This is a genomic window from Halochromatium glycolicum (genome assembly GCF_016584085.1).
Lineage (GTDB): Bacteria > Pseudomonadota > Gammaproteobacteria > Chromatiales > Chromatiaceae > Lamprobacter > Lamprobacter glycolicus.
Genome location: NZ_NRSJ01000009.1, coordinates 98,172 through 115,885, shown reverse-complemented (window position 1 = coordinate 115,885; position 17,714 = coordinate 98,172). Strand labels below are relative to the sequence as shown.

Genomic DNA, 17,714 nt, shown 5'->3' with positions numbered 1-17,714 from the left:
GCTTTTGTCCGATGGGTGTGCAACGATTGTTGTGTAGCGACTGCTCAACTGAGGAGCCGGATGCGGGAATTCCGCACGTCCGGATCTGTGGGAACCACGGGTGAGCAATCACCCGTGGTCACCCGGCAGGAACCTACAGAGGGAGTTCGAGAAAAATCCGAGAACCGAAAAGTTCACGTGCAGCAACCTCGTGGTCAGCGGGCCTACGGGTGAGATTAGTTGGCCCGGCGGCTGAGCGTCAAGGGAGCGAAGCCGGGGTGTTTGGTTGGCGTTCGAGCACGGTGGCGGGCGTCGCCGCAGGATAGCGGGCAATGGCGTCGCGGAAGCGGGGAAACAGGGTATTGGGCATGGCATGGGCTCCTTGTTAAGGTGCTGGTGGATTGATGGGTGCTAGGTCAATGCGTGCGCCTCGCGCGCCGCAGCGCGCTGGTCCTGCTCGGCGACCATCGCCAGCAGGGCCTGGACGAGGCTCGCATCGTCCGGCAGATCGAGGCCGCCCGGCAGCCACTGGCGGCCATAGGCGTCGGCATCGAAGGTCATCGGCAGTGGATAGACCCGGATGTCGTCCTCCTTGGGATGGATGATCCGATCCAGGTCCGCGAGCAGGCCGTCGAGATCGCCCGTGGTGCCGACCACCAGGAACACCGAATACTGCAGCGGCAGGCCGTGATCGCGCACCGTGCGGTGCACCCTGGTCAGCCGCTTCGGATCAGCAATGTCATAGGCGAGCAGGTAGGGCCGGCGTTGATGGAGAGGCATCAGATTGCGCTCAGGTCTCGCTGACCAGCCAGCGGTGCAGGCTGTCGGTGATGTCGCGTCCGCGCTTGAGCACGCGCGCGGCGCGCGACTCGAAAAGACGCACGGTGTCGACGTGGCGCGGCAGGCGCAATGGCTCGCCGCGGTGGCGGGCGGCGTCGAAGCGCCGGCGCAGCCAGCCGACGCGCGGCGGCTCCAGGTACCACATCAGCAGCTCGGCGAGGTCGCGCGCCAGGCTCGGCTCGCCGGCTTGGCCCAGCTCGGTGTTGTGACCGAAGCCGAGGTCGCTCAGGTGCGCGGCGGTCCATTGATAGGCCAATGAGCGCAGCCATTGGCGGGTGCGCTCGGCGCCGCGTCGCCCGGCGTACTGCTGAGCCTGGTGCTCGATCCAGGCGCGGCCATTGCGCGGATCGCGCGCCCCCGGCGGGGCGCCGAGCCGAGTACAGGCCCAGTAGGCGATGCGCGCACGGCTGACGCCGAGCCAGTGGCCATAGCGATCGAGCGCATGCGGCAGCAGCAGCAGATCCTGGAAGCGGTGCAGCAGCTCATCGCGCTCACCCGGGCGCGGCAGCAGGCGCGCGGCGATCGCGCCCTCGTCGTCGACGAAGACGACGCTGATCCCTTGCGCGGCGCAGGCGAGCAGCGCCTCGCTGCTCCACTGCACGCGGGTGCCGCTGTGCACGCGCGCGATGCGCTGCAGCGGGAAGAGCTGCTCGGCGCGCGCCTCGCGCTGGATGCTCAGCGCCCGGCCGTCGAGGCGCACGCGGGTGTCGCTGCCGGCGGCGGTGTAGAGCGGGCAGGCCTCGTCCCGGAGACGCGCGGCCGGCTCGCGTTGACGTGGCGAGTAGCGCGTCGAGACCATCATGCGTCCATCTCCTTCGGTGCGGCCGTCGTCGCTTTGGCGTAGTCGGCGAGTCCGACCGCAAGCTTGCGGGTGAGGCGCCGCAGCAGCCGGCGCTGCGGGCGAACGAAGCCCTCCCAGCGGGCATAGAAGTGTTGGCGTCCGGCCTTGCCGAGCAGGCAGGTGTCGCCGTCTTGGCGGAAATGATCGGCGCGCAGCACCTGCTCGCGGAACAGCGCCCAGACCCACTGGTCGACCAACGGGCGCAGCGGTTCGATCAGGTCCGAGGCCAGCGATTCGCGCGCAAAGTCGAGCTGGTGGTAGTAGCCGATGATCGGATCGAGTCCGGCACCGTAGCAGGCGCGCACCGCCTCATGATGCAGCAGCGTATAGCCGAGCGAGAGCGCGGCATTGACCGGGTCACGCGGCGGGCGGCGATTGCGGCCGTGGAACCCGAACTCCTCGGCGAACAATCCACCATAGGCGCGAAAGTACGCCGCCGCGGCGGCGCCTTCGATTCCGCGCAGGGAGTCGATCTGGGTCAGCTCGGGCGCGGCGGCGCGCGTGCGGGCCCGACCAATCGCAAGATAGCCCTTGGTCAATGCGTAGCGCTGATCGGGCCGCACGGCAACGCCCTCGACCAACAGCCGCTGTTGCCTGCGGAGCTTTCCGCGCACCAGGGTCCTCGCCCAGCGAAGGCACCAGGCAGGGTCGTCGAAGCGGCGCAGTTGGCCGATGCGCCGCGCGCCGTCGTTATGATGGCGCCCGTGCACCACCGCGAGCTTGCTGGCGTTGCGTCCGCCGAAGGCCAGCACGCTGACACCGGCCTCGGCCAGCTGCGCGAGCAGGCTGCTCTCCAGGGTCACGGCACTGCGCATCACCACCGCGTCGAGCAGCGTCAGCGGCACGGTGCCGCGGCGCTCGCCGTCGGCGTAGAGCGCGAGCGCGCGGCCCTCGAGCTTGAGGCGGGTGTCGCGGCGATCGAGATACAGCGTGGTCATGGCAGGGCCTATCCGACGTAGAACCAGGGTGGATCGATGGGCTTAACGCCCTTGCCGCGCACGCGCACCTTGCCGCGCGGCTCCAGGCGCAGCAGCATGAAGCGGTCCTCGACCGCGTCGAGCACGTCGGCGATCTCCTTGAGCAGGGCGCGGCGCTCGGCGGGAGTGAGGAAACACTCGAACACCGATTTCTGCCGGCCACTGGCGTAGCCCTTGAGAACCTTCAGGGCGTCGCGCAGGCGCTGGGCGTCGGAGACGTCGTAGGCGGCGATGAACAGATGGCGTTGCGGCATGCGGACCAGGCTAGCGCCGGTCCGCCGCCGCTGCCGGGGCGGCAAGGTTGTCGCCGAGGTTGGATGGTCAGGATTGCCAGATCGGCTGCTGCGGGAGCTGGGGGGCGAGGCGCTTCAGGCCGGCGCGGGCAGCCTGGTCCTGCAGCAGCGGGATGAGCGCGGCGTCGATCCAGCTGTGGAAGGCCTCCCAATCGGCTTTCGCGATCGGCTGATCGCCATGCGCCAGGATCGAGTAGTTGCGCTTCTTCAGCTGCTCGAGCATGTGGCTGCGCTCGGCCTCGACGAACGCCTGCACCTCGCCGCCGAGATGATGGGCGGCCAGCTCCCAAGCATTGCGCAGGCCGGCCTGACGCTTGCCGTCCGGATTCGCATTGATGCCGAGGCTGTCCGGGATCTGCTCCGGACGCAGGTCGCTAGTGTCCACGCCCTGGGTCTGCAACAGCCATTGCGCGGTCCATTCGAGCAGCCGATAGCCGCGCGCCACGGCATCGTCATAGCGCCCTTGGGCCGCGCGACGCTGGGCATTGAGCCACAGATCCCAGAGCCGCGCCGGAGTGCGCCGGGGGCTCTCCGGCTCGTCACTGAGATGCTTGAGCGCCGTAAACAGCGGGCCAACGACGGCACCGGCCTCCTTGCCGAGGCGCGGTCGGTAGCGCTCCAGCTGCTCGCAGGCCGCGGCGTGATCGAAGCGATCCCAGGCATCGAAGGCCTGACTCAGCCCGCGCGCGATCTGCAGCTCGGCACGCAAGCCTGCATCGCGCGGGCGCGCGAGCCGGTCGAGTCCCTCGGCCGCCTCGCCATAGGCGAACCGCCGCCAGGCGGCAATGAACGGCTGCATGCCACGCCGCAAGCGAATCCCTTCGGCACTGACCGCAAGGCCCGCCTGACTCCCGTCGTGGACCTTGACCAGATCGGCGCGGTCGCCGGTGATCAGCTACAGCTGGATGTCCTCGGCCTCGAGCGCGGTCATCACCAACGCGGCGGTCATGGTCTTGGTACCGCCGGTGTAGTCGGCCACGAACGCCGCCGCCGGGAAGCGTTGGCGCAGCGCGGCGGTGGCCGCGGTCATCGCCGCGACCGCCCCATCGAGATCGTCGGTCGGCACCTCGACGACCTCGAAGCGGTCTTCGGCGAGCCCGGCCTGGGTCGGGATATTGGGCAGCCGCTCGAGCACTTCCCCGCCGCGGCGCATCTCAATGGGGTGACCCTTGCCGGTGATGGTCTCGATCGATCCGGCCCGGCCGGTCGCCGGATCACGCCCGGTGGCGAAGAACAGCACGAACGTGGGAGCGAGCTCCTGGATGGCGGTCAGGATCGGCTGGTGCGAGCCGCCGACGGTGCAGAGGAGGACGGTTTCAGTCATGGCGATTCAATAGCTCTCTGGTTCCTGGGTGCACCGATAGCACCCCCTCTATGTCAGATTGTCGACCGATAAAACGCGAAGACGGCCCTCTGCGGCAAGTGCAACTCAGACGGTAGGTTTGTCGGCGCTCCGTGGCGAGATCCGTCCGTGGGGCTCCGAAGCAAGGCGGAACCGGGTGAGGCCGCGCATTTCCGCGACGGTCAAGACCTTGCCGCTGGCTCATAGAACGCGGATCGGCTAGCGTAGCCTGCAGACATGTGTTTCATTGAGTTGCTGCCCCTGAAACACGGCTTCCAGGAGCGCGCCAATCCCAAAGCTGCCGCTGGTTAAGAGGTGGAGGATGAGTATGCAGACCCAGCTCATGCAGGCCCTGGTGGAGAAGATCCGCTCGCTGCCGCCTGAGCGCATCGCCGAGGTAGAGGATTTTGTAGATTTCCTGAAGCAGCGCGCGCAAGCCAAGCCACATGCTCCACCCGCAGCACGAGAGTTTCCGGTTATCAGTGTCGGCCAGTGGCCCGAAGGGCTGAGCCTGCGCCGCGAAGAAATCTACGGCGATGATGGAAGATAAGGCGCTGTTCGTCGACACCAACGTCTTGGTCTATGCCAACGTCATCGAGACACCGCTGCATGCGTCGGCGCTGGCAGCGATCAATGCTGCATATCAGGCAGGCCGGACGATGTGGATCAGCCGCCAGATCGTTCGCGAGTATCTGGTCACCATGACCCGGCCCCAAGCGTTCGAGAACCTGCCCCGTGGCATGATCCTCGAGCAGGTCGATCGCTTCGTCGAGCGATTCCAGGTGGCGGACGATACCGCTGCGGTCTCCGCTCAGCTGCTCAAGCTGATGGGTGAGTTCCAGGTCGGCGGCAAGCAGGTTCACGACGCTAACGTCGTCGCCACCATGCTCGCCTACGGCATTCCTAAGCTGCTGACCCACAACGTTAAGGATTTCGAGCGCTTCGGGAAGGTGATCAGGATCGAACGGATCGATTCTCTCCGTTGCATGGGGCGCTGAACTCAAGGCCAGACGGCGAAGGTGAAGCGGTTGAAGCCCTCGGGCCGGCGTTGCGGCGCGTCGCAGGGATCGGGCCACAGGCCCTCGGCGGCAAGCTTGCCGAGCGCTTGAGGGGTGGCCTCGAGCGCGTCGAGCCAATAGACGCTGCCGCTCGGTGCAGCACGTTGGGCCGGTTTGGGCCGCCAGTTGGCCAGATCCCAACCGGAGACCACCTGGGCGCGCGGCACCGCGGCACTGACCAGGCGCGCGCACGCCGCCCAGCTCGAAGCGGCCGTCGGCCTCGACGCCGGGCAGACGCCATCCGTCGGCGAAACAGCCGGCCGTCGAGCCACGCGCAACCCTTGTCGAGCCGCAATGCGGCGTGCCGCGCGTCGGTCGTGTCCGCGCCGCGCCCCGCGTCGGCGCGCCGGCGGGCCATCTTGGCGGTGACGAAGGGCTTTCTAACCAGGACCTTCGAGCGCTTCGGAAGTATCCCAGCCGCGAGATCGGACGGCTCCAGAATGGACTCGTCGTCATGCAGCTTCGCCGTCTGGCTGCTAAGGCGATTTCTGTCAAAGCTCATACCGCCTTGCTGGTCTTTTCGCTCGCCTTCTTCGTCGCGCCGCCGGTCACATAGCCCGGCTATGCTCCCCCGGCGACGCTCCTCGAAGGCAAACGAACATCCTGCGCAATTCGGTACGAGCTTTTCCGGCAATCGCCTAACTGGGAGACCCACGAAATCATGGAACGGCAAACCGGCCTTGAGCACGATCACTGGCCGGCGCTTATGCGTTCGCTAATCCGAGAAGTAGAACTCGCACAGCACCAGGTCACCCGGCGCTAAGTCCATACGTCATCCTCGTCGGGCGCTCGCCGGTCACCGATCGTACTCGCGGAGTGGTCGGAGAGCGCATGGGTGTCTGAGTTGGCATCCGCCTCCTCGACCAACACCACCACCCGGGCGTGGGTGTTCTTTAGGCGAACGAACTCGTCCGGGATCTTCACCACCCCATTGCGGATATCGGCCTCAAACTCGACAGCGTACATGGCAGCCCCGTCACGATCTTCTGCGACCACTGATGATGATAATCCTCGATTGACACCCCACGCCATCTGAGCACGTCTGGTTAGGGTCGGCTCGGCCGTGGCGCACGTCCGGTTCCGGAGGCAGGTCCGCGGCGTCGGCGAAGCGTCGATACCACTCCGAGTCGGCGAGCTGCTGCAGCGCCGAGAGCGGGCGCTCGGGCGAATCCAGGAGGGTCTCAAGCAGAAGGCAATCGATCGCCGTCAGGGTCCCGTCGGCTTGCCGCAGGCCGACCTTCGCCTTGCAGAAGCGCAGCGGCACCGGCTGCTCGTCGCGGATGGCCGCCCCTTCCGGCGGGAGCGCGAACCGATTGAGGGCGCGCTGCTGCAAGGCGTCGCGCAGTTCGCGAGCGCGCGCGAGGATGGCGCTGCCCGCCGCCTGGCGCAGGACCTCGATCAGCCCGAAGGATCGACAATCGAGCTGATCGTGTTCGCTCAAGTAATCCGCCGACAGTGCCGGCGACTGGTTCTCGCCGACCGGCGGTAGCTGCGAGGGATCGCCGACGAACAGCAGCTTGGCACCCGTGGCCCGCGCAGCGGGCAGACGCTGCTGGACGCGGCTGTAGGCGATGAGATCCGCGAGCAGCCGACCAGAGCCGAACCGCAGCTGGTCTTGCTGATCCTCATGATCGCCGAGCATCGAGGCCTCATCGACAATGACCAGCGTGGCGCCAGGATCGTCGTCGCTCAGCGCAAACCACAGGCGCAGGCCCGGGTCCCGGGCCGGTGTTGGCTCCTCCCCGATCTGCAACCGATCGAAGGGGAAGCGCTTGCGCAGCGCTGCCGTCGCCTTGGACATGGCGGCAACGGTACTGAGTCCTGAATGAGAGTCGACGGGTGGCTGGCGCGAGTGGTGGCTTGGTGCTAATGTGACTCGTGTCCTCACCAACGGATCGCTGTCATGAGTCGCCTGACCATCACGTTGAACGACGATCTGCACCGCGCCCTGAAGGAAACCGCGGCCCGGCAGCAGCGTTCCATAGCCTCGATCATCGAGGAAAGCCTGCGGCTTCGTGGCATTCGCGACCAGGCGAGTGCCCGATCACTGGTCGACCAAGCGCGCTCACGCTCGGATCTCGACGCCGATGCCGCCCTGGGGCTAGCGGTCGAGGAGACGCGCGCCGTGCGCGGACGATGACGCCGCCGATCTTCGTCGTCGACACGAACGTTCTCGCCGCGGGGCTGATGACGCGAGACGCAAGGAGCCCCGTGGCGCGGATCATCGACCGCATGCTGTCGGGCTCGATTATCTATCTCTTGTCTCCGGCCTTGCTTGATGAGTACCGGGTCGTTCTGCTCCGACCAAGACTCAGCACCCGGCATGGCCTGATCGAGGGAGAGATCGACGGGCTCCTGACCGACTTGGTCGCCAACGCGATCTGGCGAGAGCCGGGATCGGTTCAACCGTCGCCCGATCCTGGCGACGATCACCTTTGGGCCCTGCTGGGAAGTCACCCGAACAGCGTCTTGATCACAGGCGATCGCCTGCTCATCGAGCATCCGCCGGATAGGGCCTCGGTCATCTCGCCCCGGACCTACATCGAACGCTTCACCGAGAACTTTCCGGCTCACTGAGCCGCTGACGCGGCGATCTGTTCGCTCTTTCACGATTCATCGTCATCCGCCGCGCCCAGCTCCGGCTCAGCGATTCCAAATTTGTCCCTACCGTTTGCCAACGCTGCGACGTGGTTGTGGTTGTGCGGATTGCAGGGCCTCGATCATGGAGTCGAACAGGTGCTCCCAAGTATCGAATGAGAAGTAGAACGTCAGTGCACGCAGGTGTTCGAAGAAGGTGCGCCGCGAGGAGAGGTTGTCGCGCACGTGGCGGTAGCGCGGATCGTACAGATCGAGCAGCGTGTGGGCGAGAAACGCCAAGAGGATGAGGCTCGCGAGCAGGTTGGCCAGATGCTGTTTGCCGTGGCCGTCGTTGTGCTCGAAGCGATAGCCCTTGGTTTTGAGCGTATTGTTGTGTTCGTTCTCGATCTTCCAGCGGCTGCGCCCCGCGGCGACCATCGCGACGACGTTTTCCCGCGTGATCGGCACGGAGCTGGCCCAGGCGTTGCTGTAGAGCACGCTGCCCTCGGCATCGGTCGTGGTCAGTTCGCACCAACCGACGCGCAAGGCATCGTCGCCGTCGCGCAGCGGCAGATCGTTGAGCCAGCGATACGTATCGGTCAAACGCTGCTTGCCGTTGCAACGGGTCTTGACCCGGGTGGCGACCTCGCCGGTGCGCTCGAAATCGGCCACCCACTCATAGAGCAGCGGATGGGAGCCCGGCTGACAGACGAAGAGGAACTCACAGCCCTGCGCCAAGACCTGCTCGCAGAACGGCTGATGGCAGTACAGATCATCGCCCAGTACGGTGGTGCGCCAAGCGTTCAGCTGCGCACCCCAGCGTTGCAGCCAACGCGTGCCTGCGTTGAGCTCGCAGTCCTGTTTGGCCTGTCAGTCCTGCGGCACCACGAACGCCGGGGCCAAGGGCAGGACCGTCTTTTGCCCAGGGGCGACGATCACCGGCGTGAGCGCCGTGTGGTAGTACTGTGTCTTGCCATTGGCCAACGTGCGCGTGGAGCACTGCGGGCAGTGAATCGCCTCCGAACAATGGTGCTCGGTACCGTCGAGTGCCACCAGCAGCCGCCCGTCGAGCACTCGGTGCGAGTGCCAATCCACCGTCGGCCACGATCGGCTCTATCAGGTCCAGGAACACCGGCGCGACATGGGCGGGCGAAACCGGATCGAGCAGGTTGCGAATCTGCTGCATGCTCGGGATCTGCTCAATCCCGAACAACGAGCTGGCATTGTTCCGCCCCCGCGCCTTCTGCATCCGCACCTGAAAATCGAGAAACGACGGGCTATGCATGAAGAATACCGAGAACGCCCCCAGGCCGGCATCGCCTATCGTGTAGCGCTGGTTGTGACCGCCCTTGCGTGCATCCGGCAGGGCGCACACCGCCTCCCGAATTGTGGCAACCAGCGTCGTTAGGGTCCAGTTGACGGGCGTGCACTTCGGCTTGAGGATCAAGGCAATCTCCAGTAGGTTCTGAAGAGTCCTTCATAACACCATGGCCTTAAATTTGAAACTGCTGCCTTCAGGCCGGGGTAGTTGACTGGTCCACCTCACAGCTTGCCCGATTCGTCGGCGATCGCGCGGTCGATCTCGTCTCGGCTGTGTCTGCTGCCAGGCATCTGATCGATGGCCTCGAAGAGGGCGCCGAGGCTTTGCTCGGGCTTGGAGTCGGCGCCCCTTTCGGACAACACGATCACCTCAACGGGTCCAACAGCAATCTCCTCGGGCACCTCAAGCTGAAGGCGATGATCGTCTTTCAGGACGGCATTCAAACGTACGGCTTGCATCATTTGACATCTCGTATCGTTAAGGTCCGACGCCAGGCGGGATGATCGCCCAATGCCCGACGTTGCTCAGGCACATCATGCACCACCATGGCGGTACTCAAGCCTTGGCCCGGATCGCGGCGATCTGCTCCTTGCGCGCCTGTTTCTTCTTCTTGGCCGGCCAGCCGATGAAGGCGTAGATCGCTTCGGCCAGGTCCGCCAGCTCACCGCAGACCGGGCCGGACCAATTCTGCTCGGCCTCGGCCAGCAAGGCCACGAGCTGATTCGCCAGCTCACCACCCTTCTCGTTGCGCCCGGCGGCTTGGTCCTGGGCGAACCGGTCACGCAGATCCTCGAGCTCGCGTGCTTCGTCGCTCAGGTTGGCCCGCCGGGCGGCCTTCTCGGCGGCTTCTTGTTCTTTCCGCGCCGCTTCTTCGGCACATTGCTGCTCGCGCGCGCGGCGCGCGGCGGCGGCCTCGCGCAGTGCGTTGCGCCGTTCGGTGACCCGCTGCGACCAGGTGTGTGCCTGCTCGCCGTCCAGCGAAGCGACCGCATCGAGCAGCCCCTGCGGCCAGCTTGGCAGTGCATCGCCGATCGGCGCCGCTTCCACGAGCACCCAGCCGAATGGGAGCATTTCTGTTCGCTGCTGGATGTCACCCGCAGCCAGCCAGACGGTCTTGGCTGAAGACATATTCTGGTAGCGTGTCCGCTTGGTCTCCGGATCTTTACCCATGTTAATCCGGATACTCCGCACGCCATTCAAGGTGACCGACTCAGCGCCGCTGTGTCGACCGACGCGCAGCAGAAAGGCCCGTCCGTCTTCCATCTGAGGCTGTTTGGCGAGCAGCAGCTGCAGGATGGTTGCGCTCCAGTCTCGTGCGACATAACCGCGGTTGCCCAGCTCCTTGATCTCGCGCTTCAGGATTGGCTGATAGAAGCGATTGCAGGCGTGCGCGATGTCCTCGAAGGTCCAGCGCAGGCTGGGGTCGGGCAGCTTGCGGCTCGCGATGGCGCTGACATCCTGCACACCGAAGAGTCCAGTAAACGCCTGCGGGCGCAGCGGCGGCACGCATTCGAGCACCTGACGCAGCCGCTCGGCCTGTGCGGTCAGCTCGCGACCCTCCTTGAACACCGCTTCGCGCTTGCGGTTGACCGCGTAGCGCACCTCGGTGGCGTAGGTCTCAGTGGGACTTTCATCCCGCGCGTCGCCGATCTGGACCAGGCGCATCGGATCGAGATCGAATTGGCGGTAGTGAAACAGCCGTTGCTGCAGATCGCGGTTGCGCTCGCCGCGCTGCGGGGGCTGACCAGCGTTCTCCACGTCTAACAGCGCCGTGCGAATCGCCCCCTTGAGGCTGCTGCCGGGCAGGATGGGGCGCCCAGTGCGCGCGTCGGTGTAGGTCCGGGCGATCTGCAGCTGGTTGATGATCTCGCGGTCCTGCTCCTGCTGCGCGGTCTTGCCGACGCGTTGGCGATATTCTTCGGCGATGCGCGGCAGCACCGGCATCGCCTGCTCGGCCTCGGCGATCAGCGCCTCGCTGTGGCGGTGGAAGAAGGCCTGCACCTGCTTGATCAGCTGCACCGTCGGCGCGGCGCTGAGAATCCGCGTCAGCTCGTCGCGGGCCGCCGCCGGCAGCGCGCGCAGGGCCGCCTCTGGGCTGAAGCGATAGAGGTCCTCGCCGTCGATCACATAGCCGGTCGGCTCCAGGTCCTGGCCGGTGCCGATGTGCAGTGGCGCGAGGGCGGTGAGCGCCAACTGATGGACGTCGTGTCGTTGCTCGCTCATGCGGCGAACTCCTCCGGCAGATGCACGGCAACACAGGGCGCATAGCCCTGCTGCACAGTCTCGGGGATGACCTTCGAGAGCTGTCCCCGGCCACCGAGGCCCTGGCCGATGATCGGAGCGGCCGGCACCGTCGGCGGCGTGAGCAGCGCGCCGGTGCGCGCGAGCAGCACCGGGGCCTTGAACGGATTGCCCTGCTGCACGGCCTGATCGCCATGGCGGCCGAAGCGGGTGAAGACCTCGTAGAAGCTGCGCGCGGCATCGCAGCCGAGCCCCTGCGGCGCGCAGGGCGCGAGCGTCAGACAGGCGTTGGCATCAGCCTGCACCGGCCAGGGCTCCACCAGCGGCGCGACGGCGAACTTGCCCAGACCGATGCTGGCATCGCGGCCGAAGCCGACGGTGCCGATGTCCTCGACCAGCTCGGTGAGCATCGCGGCGCTGATGCGCGCGGGGTCGTATAGCAGCCGCACGCACAGATCGGCACCCTCGGCATACCAGCGCTGCATCTGCGTGTAGGGGGCGAAGTCGCCGCGCCCGGTGGTGCCGGTGAGGCGATTGATGCTGTTGTGCGGCTGTGGGTGCAGGGTGCTCAAGGCGGTTGGCCGGTCCTGCGCGCGCGCCGCCGTCCCCTTCGGCGCCTCGGCGTCAGCCAGCACCTCGGCATCGCTGCGACAGAGCGCGAGCCATTCCGCCAGCGGCTGCGCCAGGGCCGCCACCGGCAGCCAATGGCGTTTCTTGATCTGTTTGCGGTCGACCTCGGCCAACTCCGCAAACAGCGACAGCGGCACCGCCGGGCGCGGCAGCCAGCCGATCGGCATCGCATCGGCGACGACCGCGAACGGGCGCCCGTCGGTGTAGCCTTCCAGCCGTTCCTGCAGCGCGGCGTCACCATGGCGATTGCGCAGCGCCCAGCAGAGCTGACCGAACAGCATATCGCCGAGCAGCGGCGAGCCGAACGCGGCCTGCAGGTGCAGGCGCAGGGTGAGCGTCTCCATGCGCGGCTCCCCTCAGTCGAGGCTCAGTTGATCCAGCCGGGTCTGCAGATCCGCGCCCTGCATGGCCAGCCCCGCGAAGCGGATCTTGCCGTAGCCGCGCGAGCCGGAGCCGCCGAGGCCGGTGAGCTCGAGCAGCTTGAAGCCGACCAGCAGCTCCTCGAGCAGGTCCTCCTCACCATGCACCTTGAGCGTGAGCTGGAACGCGAAGCGGGCGCCCGCCGGTACCCGCTCGGTGTTGCGTGGGTGTTCGGCGACGCCGGCGATGCGGTCGATCGCGTTTTCGGTCTTGTGCTCGGTGAGCAGCAGATGGTTCTGTTCCATCTCCGCAACCCAGGTGGGATCGAGACTGCAGTCCCAGAACGCCAGCCGGGTGGGGCCGATCTCCTTGAGCAGCGCCACGTCCGGGTCACCTTCTGGGGCACCGCCGAAGAGCTTCAGCAGCACCTTGGCGTGCGCCTGCTGCGCGCCGGCGAGCTCGCGCACGTGCTGGAAGCCGAGCGGTTTGCCGTTGGTGAGGCCGACGACACCGGCGCGCCATTCGAGCAGGCTGCGCATCTTACCCTTGAGGCTGGAGCCTGGGATGTAGGGTTGGTTGGTGACCGGGTTCTTGATCACCGGGTTGTCGGTGCCGCCGATGTGCATCTCGGTGTTGCCGCCGCCGATGTGCAGGCCGCTGAGCAGCTCCAGGGTGGCGGTGATCTTGCGGATGTGGGTCAGTTGCATGCGGGTCTCCTTGGTTCGGCGGCCGTCATTTGTTCTCGCCGGGGCGCTCTTCCTTGTAGAAGCCGAGAAAGGCCTCGAAGAAGAGCTTGGCGTAGCCGAGTGTCCTGGCGTCCTCGGCCTGGCGCAGGCAGCGCTCCAACAGCGCGACGAAGTTCTTATCGACCAGCTCCCGGCCCTCGGCATAGGCGGCCTTGGCGTTGAGCATCAGGATGAAGGGGCGCACCTGCTGAAAGCGCGCATCGTCGGTGCCGACCTTGGTCTGCCACATCACCAGCTCGTCGTAGAAGCGGCGTAACTGGCTCGGTTTGTTGCGCTTCTTGTTAGCGCCGATCGTGGCCGCGCAGCGTTTCGCGATGCCGTTGAACAGCTCAGGATCGAGGTCACCGCTGAAGCGGATATCGTCGACCTTGAGCGCGGGCAGTGACGCCTGCTCGCGCCCCCGTCCGCCGCGGTCCCCGCCGCGATAGCCGCCGCCTTGGCCGCGTGCGCGTTGCTGTTGCTGATGTCTGGGTTCGCCCATGCGTGCGTGCTCCTAGTCGCGTGTCTGGTAGAGATGGGTGAAGAGGGGAATCCGGTAGCGGCCGCCGAAGCGCGCGATGCCCTCCTGGGCGATGACCTGGGCCAGGCGCTGCTGCAGGCGCCGGCGCTCATCGCTCTTGGCGCGATCGCGCAGCCCGGGCAGGCGCTCGAGCATGCGCGCGGTGCGGTAGGCGAACTGGCTGTGCCAGATCGCGTGCTCGGGATGGGTGTGGACCGTCTCGGCCTTCTCGATCAGCGCGATCAGGCCGTAGACGTAGCCGGTGCTGAGCCCAAGCTCCTCGGTCAATCGCTCGAGCTCGCTTCCAGCCTTGCCCAGCGCCTCGAAATCATCCCAGGAGACGGTCTCGCCGAAGCAGGTCACGGCGTTCTTCTCCGGGCGCAGGCCCTTGGCCTCCTCGAGGGCCTGCTCGCCGAGCGCCGCCAGCTGGCGGATCGGCAGCCCGGGCTTGGTGATGGAGAGCCCAGCCGAGAAGTGAATGTCGGGATTGCCGGCGACATAGCGCGCAAAGTCGTCGCGCAGTTGCCGCGCGAGCGTCATCTGCGAATGCCAGGGGCCGATCAGGAAGAAGTCATCGCCGCCGGCGAACACGGTGTAGGTATTGGGATACCGGGTCCGGCACAGCCACGGCAGGTAAACGGCGAAGAAGGCGTTGGTCTGGCGCGAGAGCGCGGCCATCTTGGCGAAGGTCGGCGCGGCCAGGCCCTGCTGGAAGATCAGCCCGAGGTTGTCGATGTCACCCTTGAGGGTGGTCAGGGCGCGGATGCCGACCCAGGCGTCGCGTTGGTGGCGTTTTTCCAGGCGCTGGTCTTCGCAGGCGAGGTGGTTCAGGGTCTTGGGCTCATCCCGGGCAAACTCGCCCTCGCTGTCGGGATCGCAGCGCCGGTACTTCTCCTGCTCATAGTCGCTGAGCGGCTCGCCGCTGAAGCGCGGGATGAAGCCGTTGATGGAGCGCCGAGCGTAGCCGTTCCAGAGCGCGTGGGTGTCATCGTCGAGCGGCAGGCTGAAGTCCCAGGCGCGCACCAGGTTGCCGTCGCGCACCGCCGGGCCGAAGCGCCCGCTGTCGGTCTCGTCACCGGTAAAGCTGATCCGATAGCCGAAGACATCGACGCCGAGGGTGTGCTTGCCGATGCCCTCGCGCGTGACCAGCAGCCGCTCGAAGGCGGTCAGCCAGTTGCCGATGTCGATCTGGTCCTTGGCCAGCCGGCTCAGGGCGATCTCCCGATCCTGCTCGGCAACCGTGAGCCTCAGTTCGGCCGGTGAGCGGCCGTCGATAGCGCAGGCGCCGAGCTGGTTGTCGAAGCGATCGAGGAAGCCCGCGAAGACCGCCGCCGGCGGCGCGTCGCCGCAGAGGTCGAAGCGCTGCGCCTTGGCCCGTTCCAGCTGCGCGAACAGGCGCTTCATCAGGGTGGCGAAGCCCTGATGGGCGTCCTTCGGGTCGCCACGCGCGCAGAGGAAGTCGTTACAGCGCGCCTCCAGCCAGGCCAGCCCGACGCCGGCCTGGCCATAGCTGTGCGTGAGGAACCAGGCGTCGAGATCGCGGCGCACCGCGCTCAGCGCCTCGCGCGTGGCCTCGGTGTTGGGGGCGACGATCAGGAACTTGCCAGCCGCGTTGATGATCTGGCTGGTTGGCGGCAGCGCCAGGGCGTCGAGCACGCGCATGGCCGCACACTCGGTGAGCAGGCCGACGTAGAACGAACGCCCGCGCAGCAGCTTGGCGGCGCGGCGCTGGGTCTCGCCGCCGGCGGCGAAGATGAAGTCCTGGATGCCGAACAGATCGCCCTGGATCAGCAGCAGCTTAGGCGCATCCCAATCGGCGCGCTGTTGATGGGCGGCGACGATCGCCTCGGGCTCATGGTCCTGGGCCTGATGCCAGCGCCACAGCGCCGTGGCGAGCGCCGCCACCGCCTTGCTGTGGTCGTAGAGCGAGACCTCCGGCTTGACGTTGAAGGCGGTCGCCGCCGGGATGCTGTGGGCGAAGGTCGCCAACAGGGTGTCGAAGTGGTCCAGCCACAGATCGAGCCGCTCCTGATGCGAGGCCGGGATCGCCTCCAGGGCCTTTGTGAACTGATCCCAGAGCGCGCGGTATTGCGCCTTGGCCTGTGCGCGCTCGCGCTTGGGCGGCTCGCAGTCTTCGGCCGGTTGCGGAAAGACCGCCCGCGGCGAGAGCGGCTGCAACGCATAGCGCTGCTGCAGCGGGCGCCTGTCGTCATGCTTGCCGTCGAGGCGAATCTGCTCGAACAGCGTCAGTTGCCGCGCCGAGAAGTGGTCGCCACCGGTGGCAGTCCCTTCCTCGGCGTCGTTGTAACGGTCGAAGGTCTCGCGCTCGAAGCCGGAGGCGACCCGGTCGGCGGTGGCGATGATCCACTGCAGCGCCGTCTCCGGTTGGTGATGGCGCGCCGCGGCATTGATCAGTGAATCATCGACGTCCGGGGCATCCCAGGCGGCAAAGGGCGCGACATCCTCTCCCTTCAGGCGCGGGAAGTGGCGCTCGAGCAGATCGATGGCCACTGCGGTGTAGGCGGCATGGCGGTGCGTGAACCATTGGCGGCCGCCGGCCTGCTGGCGGCGGGAATACTGGTGCAGATTCGATTCCAACAGCTCGGTGCCGGGGTCGATGCCGGCGCGCTCGGCGAACTTGCCAAGGTCATGGATCAGCCCTGCGAGCGCAACGCGGCAGGAGGCGGCGAGGCGGTCCTCGGAAGTCATCGTGATGGTGTCCTTCTCTCAAAGGTGGCGAAAGCCATGCCGGATCGCGTCGCGTTGGCTGCGCACACGGCGCGCCAGAGCGCGCCTTCCGGCACAGTTGTGGTAAGCCGGTCCATCGCTCAGCCCGCCTTCCACGCCCGCACCAACGCGCGCAGATCCTGCAGCTCAGCGGGGCCGATGAGCCGGATGCGCGCGCGCCGGGCCCGGGCGATGAGGGTGTCGGTGGGCGCGCGTGCCGAGAGCAGCCAGGTGCGCCCGAACAGCCCGCGCGCGTCCTCGCCGAGGCTGTCGAGCTTGTAGGCGATGGCATTGTCGGTCTCGTCGCGGTAGCGCAGCGTCTTGCATTCGATGAACAGCAGCTGGTTGCCGTGGCAGGCGAGCACGTCGAACTCGTTGGCCATCGTCTGTGCGTCATCCCAGACGCCGGTGACGCCAAGGCGTGCATCATGCACGCCGGCGTCGTGCACGACGTGATAGGCGTACTCTTCGAGCCAGCCGCCGCGGGCGAAATGGGCCGCATCGAGGTCGGTGAAGCGCAGGTACTCCGAGCCCGGCGTCCAGTCCAACACCCCGGCCTGGGCCAGCGCGTCCATCGCCTCGGCCCAGCGCCCGCGCGGTGCGCGGCTGAACGATTGCACCGGGGCGGCGAGGCGTTCCTCGTGGCTGTCCGGAAGCCGCTCGAGCGCCTTGTCGGCGAGCGCATTGAGATTGCCGACGAACTGCTGCAGGTGCGCCTCCCCGATGTGCCTGCCGAGGAACTTGCAGGCGGCCTTGCGCGCACCGGCACGCGGTGGCCAGTCGGCGCTCGCGGAGACGGCGCCGCGGTACTGGAAGCCTTGCGCGCGCAGGTAGCCGGGCACGTCGAGCACATCGCGCATCGGCGTCGGTGCCGGCGCCTGCGTGTCGCGCGCGGCCGGCAGGTACTCGATGCGCCGGTGGGCGGTGTCGGTGTAGAGGATTCGGGTGGCGATGCCGCGGAAGGCCTCGACGAAGGCGATCGACATCAGCTTGGTGCCACCGGTGGCGTTGAGCACGATCTCGGCGTCGGCACCGGCATTGAGCACCCGCTCGGCGACCTGGTGGGCGAACGCCTGGAGCGCGGCGAAGTCGCCGTCCGGGCCGTCATTGCAGTCGATCACCTCGGCACCGCTCTGGCGCAGCAGCCGGCGCAGGCGCTGATCGGCGCGCCGGCGGGCCATCTCGGCGGTGACGACCAGGAACACCTGCTGCGGGCGTTCCATCAGCACCGGGATCAGGTTCTGCAGGACTTGCTCGGAGACGAGGAGGACGTGGACGGGCAT

20 protein-coding genes and 1 pseudogene are annotated in these 17,714 nt (G+C 67.0%); 4 read left to right on the top strand and 17 right to left on the bottom strand.

The window, feature by feature from the left end; all coding sequences use genetic code 11:
- Positions 1–390 precede the first annotated feature (390 nt).
- The 6 genes from cas2 (CKO40_RS07445) to CKO40_RS25305 all read right to left on the bottom strand — a co-directional run bounded on the left by cas2 (CKO40_RS07445) (position 391) and on the right by CKO40_RS25305 (position 4,254).
- Positions 391–759 (bottom strand): CRISPR-associated endonuclease Cas2, encoded by a 369-nt coding sequence (gene cas2 / locus CKO40_RS07445; RefSeq protein WP_200345567.1) that lies wholly within the window; start codon positions 757–759, stop codon positions 391–393.
- Between the two features lie 10 nt (positions 760–769).
- Positions 770–1,621: a CRISPR-associated endonuclease Cas1 gene (locus tag CKO40_RS07440; RefSeq protein WP_200345566.1), complete on the bottom strand. Its 852-nt coding sequence runs from the start codon at positions 1,619–1,621 to the stop codon at positions 770–772.
- Positions 1,618–2,598 (bottom strand): CRISPR-associated endonuclease Cas1, encoded by a 981-nt coding sequence (cas1, locus tag CKO40_RS07435; protein WP_200345565.1) that lies wholly within the window; start codon positions 2,596–2,598, stop codon positions 1,618–1,620. The genes CKO40_RS07440 and cas1 overlap by 4 nt, the downstream gene beginning before the upstream one ends.
- Positions 2,599–2,606: 8 nt before the next feature.
- Entirely contained in the window at positions 2,607–2,891 is a 285-nt protein-coding gene (gene cas2 / locus CKO40_RS07430) for a CRISPR-associated endonuclease Cas2 (protein WP_200345564.1), read from the bottom strand.
- Positions 2,892–2,958: 67 nt separating this feature from the next.
- Positions 2,959–3,741 (bottom strand): TIGR02710 family CRISPR-associated CARF protein, encoded by a 783-nt coding sequence (locus CKO40_RS25310; protein ID WP_420827369.1) that lies wholly within the window; start codon positions 3,739–3,741, stop codon positions 2,959–2,961.
- 84 nt (positions 3,742–3,825) lie between these two features.
- Positions 3,826–4,254 carry a hypothetical protein gene (locus CKO40_RS25305; protein WP_420827368.1) on the bottom strand — a complete coding sequence of 143 codons (429 nt, stop codon included), beginning with the start codon at positions 4,252–4,254 and terminating at the stop codon, positions 3,826–3,828.
- Positions 4,255–4,600: 346 nt separating this feature from the next.
- Here CKO40_RS25305 and CKO40_RS07420 point away from each other — a divergent pair, with 346 nt between their 5' ends.
- A complete protein-coding gene (locus CKO40_RS07420; protein WP_200345563.1) occupies positions 4,601–4,822 on the top strand; it encodes a DUF2281 domain-containing protein in 222 nt (73 codons plus the stop codon).
- Positions 4,809–5,270 (top strand): type II toxin-antitoxin system VapC family toxin, encoded by a 462-nt coding sequence (locus tag CKO40_RS07415; RefSeq protein WP_200345562.1) that lies wholly within the window; start codon positions 4,809–4,811, stop codon positions 5,268–5,270. Before CKO40_RS07420 ends, CKO40_RS07415 begins: the two co-directional genes overlap by 14 nt.
- 2 nt (positions 5,271–5,272) lie before the next feature.
- Here the strand turns inward: CKO40_RS07415 and CKO40_RS07410 are convergent, their stop codons facing one another.
- From CKO40_RS07410 to CKO40_RS07400, 3 genes are all read right to left on the bottom strand, one after another.
- Positions 5,273–5,497, bottom strand: coding sequence for a type III-B CRISPR module-associated Cmr3 family protein (locus CKO40_RS07410; protein ID WP_338074141.1), 225 nt, complete (start codon positions 5,495–5,497; stop codon positions 5,273–5,275).
- Between the two features lie 592 nt (positions 5,498–6,089).
- Positions 6,090–6,296 (bottom strand): hypothetical protein, encoded by a 207-nt coding sequence (locus tag CKO40_RS07405; RefSeq protein ID WP_200345561.1) that lies wholly within the window; start codon positions 6,294–6,296, stop codon positions 6,090–6,092.
- A gap of 10 nt (positions 6,297–6,306) precedes the next feature.
- Positions 6,307–7,131 carry a hypothetical protein gene (locus tag CKO40_RS07400; RefSeq protein WP_200345560.1) on the bottom strand — a complete coding sequence of 275 codons (825 nt, stop codon included), beginning with the start codon at positions 7,129–7,131 and terminating at the stop codon, positions 6,307–6,309.
- Positions 7,132–7,233: 102 nt separating this feature from the next.
- Here CKO40_RS07400 and CKO40_RS07395 point away from each other — a divergent pair, with 102 nt between their 5' ends.
- Positions 7,234–7,470, top strand: a complete 237-nt coding sequence (locus CKO40_RS07395) for a ribbon-helix-helix protein, CopG family (protein WP_200345559.1) — start codon at positions 7,234–7,236, stop codon at positions 7,468–7,470.
- Complete coding sequence (locus tag CKO40_RS07390) at positions 7,467–7,907, top strand: putative toxin-antitoxin system toxin component, PIN family (RefSeq protein ID WP_200345558.1); 441 nt, start codon at positions 7,467–7,469, stop codon at positions 7,905–7,907. The genes CKO40_RS07395 and CKO40_RS07390 overlap by 4 nt, the downstream gene beginning before the upstream one ends.
- Before the next feature lie 189 nt (positions 7,908–8,096).
- Here CKO40_RS07390 and CKO40_RS07385 read toward each other — a convergent pair.
- The 8 genes and pseudogenes from CKO40_RS07385 to CKO40_RS07350 form a co-directional block, all read right to left on the bottom strand.
- Positions 8,097–9,306: pseudogene (locus tag CKO40_RS07385) on the bottom strand (ISNCY family transposase); the annotation flags it as partial.
- Between the two features lie 143 nt (positions 9,307–9,449).
- Positions 9,450–9,686: a hypothetical protein gene (locus CKO40_RS07380; protein WP_200345557.1), complete on the bottom strand. Its 237-nt coding sequence runs from the start codon at positions 9,684–9,686 to the stop codon at positions 9,450–9,452.
- A 97-nt stretch (positions 9,687–9,783) separates the two neighbouring features.
- Positions 9,784–11,451, bottom strand: coding sequence for an RAMP superfamily CRISPR-associated protein (locus CKO40_RS07375; protein ID WP_200345556.1), 1,668 nt, complete (start codon positions 11,449–11,451; stop codon positions 9,784–9,786).
- Positions 11,448–12,443: a type III-A CRISPR-associated RAMP protein Csm4 gene (gene csm4, locus CKO40_RS07370; protein ID WP_200345555.1), complete on the bottom strand. Its 996-nt coding sequence runs from the start codon at positions 12,441–12,443 to the stop codon at positions 11,448–11,450. Before csm4 ends, CKO40_RS07375 begins: the two co-directional genes overlap by 4 nt.
- Before the next feature lie 12 nt (positions 12,444–12,455).
- The gene (gene csm3, locus CKO40_RS07365) at positions 12,456–13,166 is read right to left on the bottom strand and encodes a type III-A CRISPR-associated RAMP protein Csm3 (protein ID WP_200345554.1); all 711 of its coding nucleotides are present in this window, start codon (positions 13,164–13,166) and stop codon (positions 12,456–12,458) included.
- A 25-nt stretch (positions 13,167–13,191) separates the two neighbouring features.
- Positions 13,192–13,686 (bottom strand): type III-A CRISPR-associated protein Csm2, encoded by a 495-nt coding sequence (gene csm2, locus CKO40_RS07360; RefSeq protein WP_200345553.1) that lies wholly within the window; start codon positions 13,684–13,686, stop codon positions 13,192–13,194.
- 12 nt (positions 13,687–13,698) lie between these two features.
- The gene (gene cas10, locus CKO40_RS07355; RefSeq protein ID WP_200345552.1) at positions 13,699–16,413 is read right to left on the bottom strand and encodes a type III-A CRISPR-associated protein Cas10/Csm1; all 2,715 of its coding nucleotides are present in this window, start codon (positions 16,411–16,413) and stop codon (positions 13,699–13,701) included.
- Positions 16,414–16,532: 119 nt separating this feature from the next.
- Entirely contained in the window at positions 16,533–17,714 is a 1,182-nt protein-coding gene (locus CKO40_RS07350) for a Card1-like endonuclease domain-containing protein (RefSeq protein ID WP_200345551.1), read from the bottom strand.

Coding starts and splice junctions, on each gene's coding strand:
- cas2 (WP_200345567.1), bottom strand. CDS start 759: ATGCCTCTCCATCAACGCCGGCCCTACCTGCTCGCCTATGACATTGCT.
- CKO40_RS07440 (WP_200345566.1), bottom strand. CDS start 1,621: ATGATGGTCTCGACGCGCTACTCGCCACGTCAACGCGAGCCGGCCGCG.
- cas1 (WP_200345565.1), bottom strand. CDS start 2,598: ATGACCACGCTGTATCTCGATCGCCGCGACACCCGCCTCAAGCTCGAG.
- cas2 (WP_200345564.1), bottom strand. CDS start 2,891: ATGCCGCAACGCCATCTGTTCATCGCCGCCTACGACGTCTCCGACGCC.
- CKO40_RS25305 (WP_420827368.1), bottom strand. CDS start 4,254: ATGACTGAAACCGTCCTCCTCTGCACCGTCGGCGGCTCGCACCAGCCG.
- CKO40_RS07420 (WP_200345563.1), top strand. CDS start 4,601: ATGCAGACCCAGCTCATGCAGGCCCTGGTGGAGAAGATCCGCTCGCTG.
- CKO40_RS07415 (WP_200345562.1), top strand. CDS start 4,809: ATGATGGAAGATAAGGCGCTGTTCGTCGACACCAACGTCTTGGTCTAT.
- CKO40_RS07405 (WP_200345561.1), bottom strand. CDS start 6,296: ATGTACGCTGTCGAGTTTGAGGCCGATATCCGCAATGGGGTGGTGAAG.
- CKO40_RS07400 (WP_200345560.1), bottom strand. CDS start 7,131: ATGTCCAAGGCGACGGCAGCGCTGCGCAAGCGCTTCCCCTTCGATCGG.
- CKO40_RS07395 (WP_200345559.1), top strand. CDS start 7,234: ATGAGTCGCCTGACCATCACGTTGAACGACGATCTGCACCGCGCCCTG.
- CKO40_RS07390 (WP_200345558.1), top strand. CDS start 7,467: ATGACGCCGCCGATCTTCGTCGTCGACACGAACGTTCTCGCCGCGGGG.
- CKO40_RS07380 (WP_200345557.1), bottom strand. CDS start 9,686: ATGCAAGCCGTACGTTTGAATGCCGTCCTGAAAGACGATCATCGCCTT.
- CKO40_RS07375 (WP_200345556.1), bottom strand. CDS start 11,451: ATGAGCGAGCAACGACACGACGTCCATCAGTTGGCGCTCACCGCCCTC.
- csm4 (WP_200345555.1), bottom strand. CDS start 12,443: ATGGAGACGCTCACCCTGCGCCTGCACCTGCAGGCCGCGTTCGGCTCG.
- csm3 (WP_200345554.1), bottom strand. CDS start 13,166: ATGCAACTGACCCACATCCGCAAGATCACCGCCACCCTGGAGCTGCTC.
- csm2 (WP_200345553.1), bottom strand. CDS start 13,686: ATGGGCGAACCCAGACATCAGCAACAGCAACGCGCACGCGGCCAAGGC.
- cas10 (WP_200345552.1), bottom strand. CDS start 16,413: ATGACTTCCGAGGACCGCCTCGCCGCCTCCTGCCGCGTTGCGCTCGCA.
- CKO40_RS07350 (WP_200345551.1), bottom strand. CDS start 17,714: ATGCCCGTCCACGTCCTCCTCGTCTCCGAGCAAGTCCTGCAGAACCTG.